This window comes from Roseococcus thiosulfatophilus (assembly GCF_017311575.1).
Lineage (GTDB): Bacteria > Pseudomonadota > Alphaproteobacteria > Acetobacterales > Acetobacteraceae > Roseococcus > Roseococcus thiosulfatophilus.
The window spans coordinates 141,124-152,375 of record NZ_JAFFQY010000062.1 but is presented as its reverse complement, the minus strand read 5'-3'; the positions used below and the strand labels follow the sequence as shown (position 1 = coordinate 152,375).

Genomic DNA, 11,252 nt, shown 5'->3' with positions numbered 1-11,252 from the left:
GGGCCCAGGCCCCCCAACCCATTCACGCGGCGACTTCGACCATAACGAGTTCCGCCTCGTCATTGGCCACCACCACGATCTCCCGCTCCTCCGCCACCGCGGCGGCGTCGCGCTCGTTGATCGGATGGCCGTTCACCGTCGCACTCCCCTTGGCCGAGACCAGGCAGGCCGCACGGCCCGGCGCCAGGGTGTGGCGCAGCTCCTGCCCCTTGGAGAGCGTCGCCGCCATCACCGCGGCGTTCGCGTTGATGGGCAGCGCGCCCGCCTCCGCATCGCCGGGGCGGCCGCCGGCCAGCACCTCGAAGCGCGCCTCGCGCCCCGCCTTCGGGAAGGCCTTGGCGCCCCAGTTGGGCTTGGCGCCCTGCACGTCCGGCATGATCCAGATCTGGAAGATCTTCGTGGTGCTGGGCTCCAGGTTGTATTCGCTGTGCACCACGCCCGTACCAGCCGACATGATCTGCACGTCGCCCGCCTCGGTGCGGCCTTCATTGCCCATGTTGTCGCGGTGGGTGATGGCCCCCTCGCGCACATAGGTGATGATCTCCATGTCGCGGTGCGGGTGCGGGTCGAAGCCCGTGCCGGCGGCGATCTCGTCATCATTCCACACGCGCAGCTTGCCCCAGCCCATGCGCGCCGGGTCGCGGTAATGGCCGAAGGAGAAGTGGTGCCGTGCCTTCAGCCAGCCGAAATCGGCGCCGCCGAGGGATTTGAAGGGTCGGATGTCAATCATGGTCGTGGCTCCCTGGAGCCATCGGGGCTCCGTTGCCGCAACAATTAGGTGGCCGGGCCGCCCGCCGCCATGCCGTGCCGGCCATCGTCCCCATTCACGGGGCTGATGACGGAATCAGACCGGCACCGCCGCCGCGGCCGTGGCGGGGAAGACCGTGACGGGCCGGCCCGCCTGCCATTGCAGCAGCACGGGCCTGGCGCGGCTGTTCTGGCCGCGTTCGTCCAGCCGCCAGCCCCAGCCATTGGCCAGCGTGCCCTCGGGCAGGTCGAGGGCCCCCAGCGCGGCCCGATCCGGCCCCTGGGCCAGCACGGTGCGGGCCCCCACGAAGCTCGCGAAGGACAGGCCCGAGCGCGGCGGGCTGCCCCAGCGGCGCTGATAGGCCTGGGCGAAGGCGGCCGCCCCCTGCGCCCAGCCCGGCGCGCTCTCGATGGGCGGCATGTCCAGCGCATAGACGCCCTCCAGCGCGGGTTCGACCGCGCGGGCGAGGTCGAGCAGGCCCCAGGCCGGCCCCGCGCCCATCACCACGCGTGGCCGCCAGCCGGCCTCGGCCAGGGCGCGCAGCATGGCGGCCGCATCGCCTTCCGAGGCCGCATGGATCAGCACATTGACCGAAGCGGCGCGCAGCCGCTGCACCAGCGCGGCCCATTCGCCGGTGCGGGGTGCATGGGAGACGCGCTCCGCGATCAGCAGCCCCGCCTCGCGCAGGGCCGTCTCCAGCGCGGCGCCGAGCGCCTCCGGGCTGGGGCTGGTTTCGTGGAGGATGCCCACGCGCAGCGCCTCGACGGGCAGGCTCAGCGGCCCGGGCAGGCCATGGATCAGCGCCTCGGCCGCCATGCGCCCATAGGCGGCCGCCGCCGGCGCGGCACGCACGAAGCGCCGCCCGCCCCCCGCCGCCAGGGTGTCGGCGGGGGCGGCTAGTTCCACGAAGGGGGTGTCCAGCGCCTCGGCGGCCTGCAGGGCGGCCAGGCCCATGGTGGCCACGACGCTGCCGAACAGGACCGAGGCGCGCTCCCGCTGGATCAGCCGGCGGGATTCGGCCATGGCGGAGGCGGGGTCGTTGGCTTCGGCGCGCAGCAGGCGCACCTGGCGCGCGCCATCGGTGGCGTTATGCGCCTCGATGGCCAGTTCGAGGCCACGGCAGGCCTCGTCGCCAAGCAGGGCGGCATGGCCGGAGGTGGGAAACACGGCGCCCACGCGCCATTCGGCGACGTTCTGCGCGCCCGCATTCTGGGCAACGCCGTTCTGGGCGCCCCCGGTCTGGGCGCGCAAGGGGAGGGGGGCGGACAGCAGGGCCAGTCCGGCGAGGGCGAGGCGGCGGCGCATCGGGGGCGGAGTGTCCTCCGGCGCGGGGCGCGACGCAATCATGCGTTGGGTGAAGTTTGCGCGGAGGGGGCGCGCTTGACGCGCCGCCGTGAACTGGCCGGGCGCTTGACGCGCCGCCGTGATTTGGCCGGGCGCTTGACGCGCCCGGGGCCGCCGGGGAGGGTGCGCCTCCCAGCCACGGAGGCCAGCCCATGCCCGAGACCATGACCTACATCGCCCACGGCGCCGGCGGCGGGCCCGAGGTGATGGCGCCCGCGACCGGCCCGCTGCCCGTGCCCGCGGCCGATGAGGTGCTCATCCGCGTGATGGCGGCGGGCGTGAACCGGCCGGATGTGGCGCAGCGCGCCGGCAGCTACCCGCCGCCGCCCGGCGCCTCGCCCATCCTGGGCCTGGAATGCGCGGGCGAGGTGGTGGCCTGCGGCCCCGATGTGCGCGGCTTCAAGGTGGGGGACCGCGTCTGCGCACTGACCAATGGCGGCGCCTACGCCCAGTATTGCACCGCGCCCGAGGCGCAGACCCTGCCCTGGCCCAAGGGCTATGACGCGATCCGCGCGGCCGCCCTGCCGGAGACCTATTTCACCGTCTGGGCGAACCTGTTCGGCACGTCCCATGCCAGCGCGGGCCGGCTCGCGCCGGGCGAGACGGTGCTGGTGCATGGCGGCAGCTCGGGCATCGGCGTGACGGCCATCCAGCTCGCCAAGGCCTTCGGCGCGACGGTGATCACCACCGTGGGCAGCGCGGAGAAGGCCCGCGCCGTGCTGGGCTTCGGCGCCGACCACGCCATCAACTACCGCGAGCAGGATTTCGTGGAGGAGGTGAAGCGCATCACCGGCGGCAAGCTGCTGGACGTGGTGCTGTGCATGGTGGGTGCCCCCTATTTCGCCAAGAATCTGCGTTGCCTGCGGATGGACGGGCGCCTGGTGCTGATCGCGTTCCTTGGCGGCGAGACGGCCGAGAAGACCGACCTGCGCCCCATCATGATGCGCCGCCTGACCGTGACCGGCAGCACGATGCGCCCGCGCACCACCGCCCAGAAGGGCGAGATCGCGGCGGCACTCCGCGAGAAGGTCTGGCCGCTGCTGGAGCAGGGACGCTGCGGCCCGCACATCCATGCGACCTTCCCGCTCGCCCAGGCGGCCGAGGCGCACCGGTTGATGGAAAGCAGCGCGCATATCGGCAAGATCATGCTGCATGTGGCGGATTAGGCTCCGCCTCCTTCCGTGACCCAGGCGCGCGCCTTCCAGCTGCTTCTGGTGGCGGTGGTGCTGTTCGGCGGCGTCTGGCCCATCACCAAGCACGCCCTCTCAGACAGCACGCCGCTGTGGTTCGGCTTCTGGCGCGCGGCACTGGCGGCCGTGGCGACGGCGGCCGTCATGGCGGCGCTCGGCCGGCTGCGGCTGCCCGCGCGGCGAGATTGGCCGGCCGTGCTGGCGCTCGGTTCCCTGCAGATCGGCGCTTTCTTCGCCTTCACCCATGTGGCGGTGGGGATGATCCCGTCCGGGCGCACCGCCATCCTGTCCAACGTGACCATCTTCTGGCTGGTGCCGCTCTCGGTCTGGCTGCTGGGCGAACGGGTCTCGCCCATGCGCTGGCTGGCCGCGGGGGTGGGGCTGCTGGGCGTGGGCGTCATGATGGGGCCCTGGGCGCTCGACTGGGGCGCGCCGGGGGTGCTGGCGGGGCATGTGTGGCTGCTCTGCGCCTCGCTGGCCTGGAGCGTCACCATCATCATCCTGCGCCGGCGCCCGCCCTCGGTGCCGTTGATCGAGTTGCTGCCCTTCGCCTTCCTGATCGGCGCGGCCATCGTCAGCGCGGTGGCCTGGGTGCTGGAACCGGGGGGCGGCGTCGGGCCTTCCTCCTGGTGGGTGGTGTTCTTCATTGGCGCGCTGGCGGCGCCCATCGGCACCTGGGCGGTGTCGGAGAGCACGCGGCATTTGAACGCGGTGGTGTCCTCGCTGGGGCTGCTGCTGGCGCCGGTGGTGGGGGTGGCGCTGGCCACGATCTGGCTGCACGAGCCGCTGGGGTGGGATCTGCTGCTGGGCGGCGCGCTGGTGGTGGTCAGCGTGATATTGGCGACGCGGAGGTAGCATGATCCTGAACACGGTCGAGATGGGCGAGGGCCCGCCTTTGGTCCTGCTGCACGGGCTGTTCGGCGCTGCGCGCAACTGGGGCGCCATCCAGAAGCGCCTGGCCACGCGCCACCGCGTCCTGGCCATGGATCTGCGCAACCATGGCGACAGCCCGCGCGCCGAGGGCATGGCCCACGCCGCCACCGCCCGCGACCTGGCCGAGACGCTGCGCCACCGCGGCATTCCGCGCGCCGCCGTGCTGGGGCATTCGCTGGGGGGCAAGGTCGCGATGGCGCTGGCACTGGGGCATGGAGAGATGGTCTCCCGCCTGGTGGTGGCGGACATCGCGCCCGTCCGCTACGCCCCCGCCCTGCGCGGCTATGTGGCCGCCATGCGGGCGCTGCCGCTGACCGAGGGGCTGACCCGGCGCGAGGCCGATGCCGCGCTGGAAGCCGCCGTGCCCGAGGCCGGCATCCGCGCCTTCCTGGTGCAGTCGCTGGACTTCGCGCAGGACCCGCCGCGCTGGAAGCTGGGCCTGCCCGAGATCCACGCCGCCATGCCCGAGATCGAGGATTTTTCCGAGAAGGGCCGCTACGAAGGCCCCACGCTGATCATCGCAGGCGGCCGCAGCGACTACATCCGGCCGGAACATCATGCGGGTTTCCGCGCCCTCTTCCCCGCCGCGCGCTTCGCCACCATCGAGGGCGCGGGGCATTGGGTGCATGCGGAAAAGCCCAATGACTTCCTGGCGCTGGTGGAACCCTTCCTGGGAGAGCGCGGATGAACGCCCTGCCCATCACCGCCCTCTATGCCGGGCTGCTGGCCTTTGTGCTGCTCTGGCTGTCCATCGCGGTGATCGGCCATCGGCGGCGGTCGCGCATCTCGCTCGGCACGGGCGAGGACAAGGGGCTGCTCCAGGCCACGCGCGCCCATGCGAATTTCTGCGAATACACGCCCTTCTGCCTGATCCTGCTGGCGCTGCTGGAACTGGGCGGCACGGCGGCCTGGATGCTGCACGCGCTAGGGCTGCTGTTGGTGGTCGGCCGCATCGCCCATGGTGTCGGGCTGATGCACCAGCCCGGCAGTTTCCGGCTGCGGCAGGTGGGGATGCTGGCCACCTTCACGGTGCTGATCGCGGGTGGGGGCGTGCTGGTGGCGCGGGGCCTGCTGGGATGAAGGCGGCCCTGCGGCGGCTGCGCGCGGCCGATGCCGAGGCGTTCCGCGCGCTCCGCCTCGAGGCCCTGACGCAGGAACCCACCGCCTTCGGAGCCGCCGTCGAGGAGGAGGCCCGGCATGACGCCGCCCACTTCGCCGCCTGGCTGGAGGCGGGCCTGGTGCTGGGCGCCTTCGCCCCCGATGGCACGCTGCTGGGCATGGCCGGCCTTCGCGCCGAGACCGCGGCGAAGCGCGCCCATATCGGCCATGTCTGGGGCGTCCATGTCCGTGAAGCGGCGCGCGGCCAGGGGATCGGCCGAAGCCTCGTGGCGGCGGTGCTGGAGGCGGCGCGGGGCCGGGTCACGCATCTGCGGTTGGGGGTGAATGCGGGCAATGCGCCGGCGCGTCGCCTCTACGAAGGGATGGGGTTCCGCGTCCATGGCACCGAGCCCGCCGCCCTGCGGGTGCATGGGGTGGATCATGACGAGGTGCTGATGCATCTCGTCCTGGCTTGAGCTTGGCCCTTCCGCCCGGCTCGGCGCATCCCATTTGAAACCTGCGGGTGCATCAGATGCCCGCAGGAGGATGTTCCAGATGCGCATTCCCGTCCCCGCCCTGGCGCTGGCGGCCGCCCTCGTCTTCACCATGCCCGCCCTGGCCCAGCTGGAGCGAACGCCCGCGCCCGCCGGCGCCGCCGTCTATTTCATCGAGCCCGCCGCGGGCGCCACGCTCTCCAACCCCGTCACCCTCCGCTTCGGCCTGCGCGGCATGGGCGTGGCGCCGGCCGGGGTGGAGCATGGCAACACCGGCCACCACCATTTGCTGATCAACGTGGACCCGGCCACCCTCGACATGGGCGCCGGCATCCCGGCCGATGACCAGCACCGCCATTTCGGCGGCGGCCAGACCGAGGTGACGCTGGTGCTGCCGCCCGGCGAGCATCGCCTGCAATTGCTGCTGGGCGACCACAACCACATCCCGCACAACCCGCCGGTGATGTCGGAGGTGATCACGGTGCGGGTGCGGTAGCCCTCCCGCACGCCATGCGGGGCGGCGCGGCTTGGTGCCGCCGCCGCTTCGGGCTACCTCCGGTGGACCATGAGCCACAACAGCTTCGGACATCTCTTCCGCGTCACCACCTGGGGCGAGAGCCACGGCCCCGCCATCGGCGGCGTGGTGGATGGCTGCCCGCCGGGCATTCCCCTCGACGAGGCCTGGATCCAGCCCTTCCTCGACAAGCGCCGCCCCGGCTCCGGCAAGTTCGTGACCCAGCGGCAGGAGCCCGACCAGGTCCGCATCCTGTCCGGCGTCTTCGAGGGGCGCACCACCGGCACCCCCATCGCGCTGATGATCGAGAACCAGGACCAGCGCAGCAAGGATTACGGCGAGATCGCGGAGAGCTTCCGCCCCGGCCATGCCGACATCGCCTATGAATGGAAATACGGCATCCGCGACTATCGCGGCGGCGGCCGGGCCTCGGCGCGCGAGACGGCCATGCGCGTGGCCGCCGGCGCCATCGCCCGCCGCGTGCTGGGCGAGGGCGTCGTGATCCGGGGCGCCATGGTGCAGATGGGGCCGGACCGGGTGGAGCCCGCCGCCTGGGACTGGGCCGAAACCCACAACAACGAATTCTGGTGCCCCGACCCCGCCGCCGCCGCGCGCTGGGCCGAACAATTGTCTGAAATCCGCAAGGCCGGCAGTTCGGTGGGCGCGGTCATCGAGATCCAGGCGGAGGGCGTGCCCCCGGGTCTCGGCGCCCCCATCTACGGCAAGCTGGACGCGGACCTTGCCGCCGGCCTCATGTCCATCAACGCGGTGAAGGGTGTCGAGATCGGCGAGGGCTTCGCCGCCGCTTCCCTCACCGGCGAGGAGAACGCCGACGAGATGCGGATGCGCCAGGACGGCCAGGTGGAGTTCCTGGCCAACCACGCGGGCGGCATCCTGGGCGGCATCTCCACCGGCCAGACCATCGTGGCGCGCTTCGCGGTGAAGCCCACCAGCTCCATCCTCACGCTGCGCCAAGCGGTGACCCGGGCGGGCGAGAACACCGAGTTGCGGACCAAGGGGCGGCATGACCCCTGCGTGGGCATCCGCGCCGTGCCCGTCGGCGAGGCCATGGTGGCGTGCATTCTTGTGGATCATCTGCTGCGCCATCGGGCACAATGCCCGGACGCGGTCCAGGCCCCTATGCTGCCCGCGCGGAAACCGACTTGAGAAGTCGGAAATTAGGGCGTAATAAGTTACCAAAGTGGTCAGGCGGGCGGCGGAGATCATTCCGTCGCAACAGCGAGACGAGAGCAAGATGCCCTTTGGCGACCCCGAGGTGGAAGCACCTTCCGCCGCATCCCCGCTGAGTGCCTTCCTTGCCCTGGCCGGGGCGGAGAAATGGCATTCCCGCGTGCGGGACATCGGGAGCCGGGCGCGGCCTGGTTCACTCTCCGGCCGGGCGGCGCAGCAGCGCCATGCCCTCGAACTCATCCTGGCCCGGCTGAACAACCCCGCCGTGCTGGCGCGCGCCGGGCGGCATGAGCGGCGTGTGCTGGCCTTCGTGCGCGAGGCGACGGACCTCGCCGCCGTGCTGGAACCCGGGCCGCGCGCGCGCCTGCAACGCCTCATCGGCATGGGGCTGGAGGGGGAGGGCAACCTGATCCCCCTGTTCCACCTGCTTCGCACCGCGGCCCTGCTGCGCCTGCGCGGCTTCGAGGTGCGGCATGACGGGCTGCTGCACGGCACCCCCTATGACCTGATGGTCCAGCGCGAGGGCGCGGTGGCCGAGGTGGTATGCGAGACGGTCTCCGCCGAGGAGGGCCGCCCCCTGCACCGCGGCCATTGGGCCAGCCTGGTGGACCGGGTGAACCCCGAGCTGCAGACTTGGCTCGCCGCGCATCCTGGCCGCTACATCCTGAAGATGACGCTGCCCGAGGACACCTCGGAGAAGAACCGCATCGGCGAGCTGCACGGCCGCATCTGCGCCATGCTGGCGGCCGAGAAGCGGCAGGACGCCAGCGCCGATGCCGTGCTGAAGCTGGACCCGCTGGTGCTGGCCGGCGCCCAGGCCGCCTCGGACCCCACGCGTGCCCTGCCGGCCCGCTTGCGCGAATTGTTCGGGCTGGAGGCGCATCTGGCCGTCACGGCGGACCCGGCCAGTGGCTCCGTCATGGTGATGGCCGCACGGGCCGGCCGCGAGAACGACATCTCGACCGCCGCCAAGCGCCGCCTGGCCCAGGCCGCGACGGACCGTCTTTCAGGCCGGCACCCCGGCCTGCTGGCGCTGTTCCTGGACGACCTCGACGCCGCCGAATGGCGCGGGCTGCGCGACACGCTGGAGCTGGAAGGGGTGGTGCGCCGCTTCCTGACCGAGGCCGAGGCCAAGCCCGTCGTCGCCGTCACCTGCGCCACCCGCCAGGAATTGTTCGGCCTGCCCGATTGCGCCCCGGAGGGCGAACTGCGCTTCCGCAACCCGAGCCACCCCCAGGCGCGCAGCCAGGGGCTGGAGCCCGCGATCAGCTCGGCGGGGGACTGAGGACGACGCTCAGCGTCCCGTCGCTTTCCAGGATCACGGCCTCCGCCGCGGCGAGATCGCGGCCGCCCTCCGCGCGGATCGCGCTCAGGATTTCCTCCTCGGTGATGCGTTCGGCGCGCATGGCGCCGGCGCAAGGTGCGCCGTGGCGCAGCAGCAGCCGGGGCTCCGAGCGGATCAGCCGGGCGAAGCGGCCCGAACGGACCGAGGCCCAGGTCACCGCGAACTGCATCACGACCAGCAGGGCCAGCGCCGCCACCCCCTGCGCCATCGGCACGGATTGCTGCACCAGGATGGCCGAGAAGGTGGAGCCCAGCGCCACCGTCACCACCAGGTCGAAAGCGTTCAGCTTGGCGAGCGTCCGCTTGCCGGAGACGCGCAGGAACAGCACCAGGCAGGCATAGGTCAGCACGCCCACGACGAGCGTCCGCAGGATTCCGTCCCAGCCCTGGAAGAACATCTCGGCCATGGGGCCTCAGCGGCGCGAGGCCGCGGGGGTTGCACCCCTCAGTAGTCTCCGAAGCTGCGGATGTAGAGCACCACGCCCGCGCAGAGGGCGAACAGCGCCACCCCCAGCGCCACCGGCGCCATGCGCGGCGGGCGCGTGCCGGCCGGCATGGGCTTGGTGCCGATCATCATCGCCCGCACCAGGTCATGCCCCGGGAACAGCCGGTACCAGGCGATGGCCATGATGTGCAGCACGATCACCACGAGGATCACGTTGATGGCCCGGATATGCACCCAGGTCGCCCAATCCTGCGTCTCGGCGCTGACCTGCCGGGCCAGCGGGCCATAGGTGAAGATCTGGTCGTAGACGAAGAGGCCGCTCACCGCCTGCACAAAGAGCAGGGGCACCAGCAGCGCCACCATCCAGGCGCCGGCGGGGTTGTGGGTCAGCTCCCGGTCCGGCCCCGTCTCGCGCCGCAGCTTGCCCAGGTGGCGCAGCGCGGCGGCCGGGGTGCTGAGGAAGGTGCGGAAGCGCGCGGGTTCCGACCCCACCAGCCCCCACAGGATGCGGAAGCTGACCAGCGTCAGCAGCGCATAGCCCGACCACTGGTGCCAATCCATCCGGTGCGCCCGCGCCGTCAGGTAGGAGAAGGGGATGAGGAAGACGATGGACCAGTGCCAGAGCCGGATCCAGCCATCCCAGACCTTCACCTCGGTCTCGGGCGCGGGGGTCCGGGGGTCTGTGTCGTTCATCTTCGGGCCTCGGCCTGGGGTCGGGGGTGATGTGGGATGAATTGCGCCGCGGCATAGCCGGGACACGCGGGTTTCGGGCAATTTGGCCGCGTGTTCCCCGATTCGCCCCTGATGGACCATCCCGCCGGCGCGCCGCTGCTGGCGCTGTGCACGGCGCTGCTCTGGGCCGTGATGCTGCGGCGCGGGCGCTGGGCGGCGCTGGCCCTTCCGCTGGGTGCGCTGCTGGGCTTCGCCTGGGTGATGGGCGGCTTCAGCGCCTCACCCCGCCAATTGCCGGAGCGCATGCCGCTGCTGGCGCTCGGCGCCCTGCTGCTGGCCTTGCCGCTGGCGGTCGGCGCGCGCGGCCTGATCGCGGGCGGGCTGGTGCTGCTGGGGGGCGTGGCGACGGGCTGGTGGATGGCCGGCGCGCCGCTGACGGACGCCGATCTGCGGCGCGTCATTCCCGTGCTGGTGCTGCTGGGACTGCTGGTGCCGCTGCTGCACCGGGGGGCCGCGGCGCCGTGGCGCGCCACGGTGGCGGCGCTGGCGCTGGCGGCGGGGCTCTGGGCGGCGGGCACGCCCGGGCCCTGGCTGCTGCTGGCGCTGGTGCTGCTGGGGGCGGGGCTGCCGCTGTTCTTCCTAGGCCAGCCGCTGCCGGAGGCCGCCTTGCTGCCCTTCACCATGCTGCTGGCGGCGGTGCTGGCGGGCGGGCTGCTGATGCGCGGCGCGCCGGCGGACTGGATGGCCGCGCTGGCGCCGCTGGGCGCCCTGTTGCTGGGCGCCGCCCCCGCTGGCCGTCGCGGCGCGTGGCAGGCGCCCGTCCTGCTGATGGCCGCCGCCCTGCCGGGCGTGGCCCTGGCCTGGCTGCTGCGCTGAGCGCGGCGTCTCAGTGCGTCCCGGCCGCCTCCAGCCGGTCCAGGTAGGGGTCGAGCGCCATGGCGAAGCGCACGATGGTGCCGACCAGCGCCACGGCGGTGGGCTGGGCCGGGGCGTCCAGCTCGAAGGTGAGCTGGTGGTCAGGCGTCAGGCGCAGGCGCCAGCCCTCCGGCAATTCCGGCGGCAGGGTGGCGGCGGCGGCGAAGGAGCGGCTGCGGGCCTGCCCCTTGTCCACGGTGGAGGGGATGCGGCCGGCGAGGGCGCGCAGCTGCAGCTTCTCATCCCGCCATTCCGCCTCGCAGGGACGGCCGCGCCAGACGAAGCGCAGCGAAGGGCGAAGCCCTGGCGCGCGCGGGGAGAGCGTACCGTCCTGCCCGACGGCAAAGGGGCCAAGCGTGATCAT

Annotated in this window: 14 protein-coding genes; 9 read left to right on the top strand and 5 right to left on the bottom strand. The window is 72.5% G+C overall.

The window, feature by feature from the left end:
- Positions 1–22: 22 nt before the first annotated feature.
- Together JTN19_RS17640 and JTN19_RS17635 are read right to left on the bottom strand one after the other, a co-directional pair.
- On the bottom strand, positions 23–730 hold the full coding sequence (locus JTN19_RS17640; RefSeq protein WP_206935339.1) for a pirin family protein: 708 nt from the start codon (positions 728–730) through the stop codon (positions 23–25).
- Between the two features lie 114 nt (positions 731–844).
- On the bottom strand, positions 845–2,053 hold the full coding sequence (locus tag JTN19_RS17635) for an ABC transporter substrate-binding protein (protein ID WP_206935337.1): 1,209 nt from the start codon (positions 2,051–2,053) through the stop codon (positions 845–847).
- Positions 2,054–2,244: 191 nt separating this feature from the next.
- On the opposite strand from JTN19_RS17635, the gene JTN19_RS17630 reads away from it, so the two are divergent.
- The 8 genes from JTN19_RS17630 (at position 2,245) to JTN19_RS17595 (ending at position 8,797) form a co-directional block, all read left to right on the top strand.
- Entirely contained in the window at positions 2,245–3,258 is a 1,014-nt protein-coding gene (locus tag JTN19_RS17630) for an NAD(P)H-quinone oxidoreductase (protein WP_206935336.1), read from the top strand.
- A 15-nt stretch (positions 3,259–3,273) separates the two neighbouring features.
- Positions 3,274–4,137, top strand: coding sequence for an EamA family transporter (locus tag JTN19_RS17625; protein WP_206935333.1), 864 nt, complete (start codon positions 3,274–3,276; stop codon positions 4,135–4,137).
- 1 nt (position 4,138) lies between these two features.
- Positions 4,139–4,903 (top strand): alpha/beta fold hydrolase, encoded by a 765-nt coding sequence (locus JTN19_RS17620; protein WP_206935330.1) that lies wholly within the window; start codon positions 4,139–4,141, stop codon positions 4,901–4,903.
- Positions 4,900–5,295: an MAPEG family protein gene (locus JTN19_RS17615; RefSeq protein WP_206935328.1), complete on the top strand. Its 396-nt coding sequence runs from the start codon at positions 4,900–4,902 to the stop codon at positions 5,293–5,295. Before JTN19_RS17620 ends, JTN19_RS17615 begins: the two co-directional genes overlap by 4 nt.
- Positions 5,292–5,789, top strand: coding sequence for a GNAT family N-acetyltransferase (locus JTN19_RS17610; RefSeq protein ID WP_206935327.1), 498 nt, complete (start codon positions 5,292–5,294; stop codon positions 5,787–5,789). The genes JTN19_RS17615 and JTN19_RS17610 overlap by 4 nt, the downstream gene beginning before the upstream one ends.
- 79 nt (positions 5,790–5,868) lie before the next feature.
- Positions 5,869–6,303: a DUF4399 domain-containing protein gene (locus tag JTN19_RS17605; protein ID WP_206935325.1), complete on the top strand. Its 435-nt coding sequence runs from the start codon at positions 5,869–5,871 to the stop codon at positions 6,301–6,303.
- 69 nt (positions 6,304–6,372) lie between these two features.
- A complete protein-coding gene (aroC, locus tag JTN19_RS17600) occupies positions 6,373–7,488 on the top strand; it encodes a chorismate synthase (RefSeq protein WP_206935323.1) in 1,116 nt (371 codons plus the stop codon).
- Between the two features lie 88 nt (positions 7,489–7,576).
- Complete coding sequence (locus JTN19_RS17595) at positions 7,577–8,797, top strand: hypothetical protein (RefSeq protein ID WP_206935321.1); 1,221 nt, start codon at positions 7,577–7,579, stop codon at positions 8,795–8,797.
- Here the strand turns inward: JTN19_RS17595 and JTN19_RS17590 are convergent.
- Positions 8,778–9,263, bottom strand: a complete 486-nt coding sequence (locus tag JTN19_RS17590; RefSeq protein ID WP_242531241.1) for a DUF421 domain-containing protein — start codon at positions 9,261–9,263, stop codon at positions 8,778–8,780. The two genes, JTN19_RS17595 and JTN19_RS17590, sit on opposite strands and share 20 nt — an antisense overlap.
- 38 nt (positions 9,264–9,301) lie before the next feature.
- A complete protein-coding gene (locus tag JTN19_RS17585; RefSeq protein WP_206935319.1) occupies positions 9,302–9,994 on the bottom strand; it encodes a cytochrome b/b6 domain-containing protein in 693 nt (230 codons plus the stop codon).
- A 111-nt stretch (positions 9,995–10,105) separates the two neighbouring features.
- Here JTN19_RS17585 and JTN19_RS17580 point away from each other — a divergent pair, with 111 nt between their 5' ends.
- Complete coding sequence (locus JTN19_RS17580) at positions 10,106–10,849, top strand: hypothetical protein (RefSeq protein ID WP_206935316.1); 744 nt, start codon at positions 10,106–10,108, stop codon at positions 10,847–10,849.
- Positions 10,850–10,859: 10 nt separating this feature from the next.
- Here the strand turns inward: JTN19_RS17580 and JTN19_RS17575 are convergent, their stop codons facing one another.
- On the bottom strand, positions 10,860–11,252 hold the full coding sequence (locus JTN19_RS17575) for a hypothetical protein (RefSeq protein WP_206935314.1): 393 nt from the start codon (positions 11,250–11,252) through the stop codon (positions 10,860–10,862).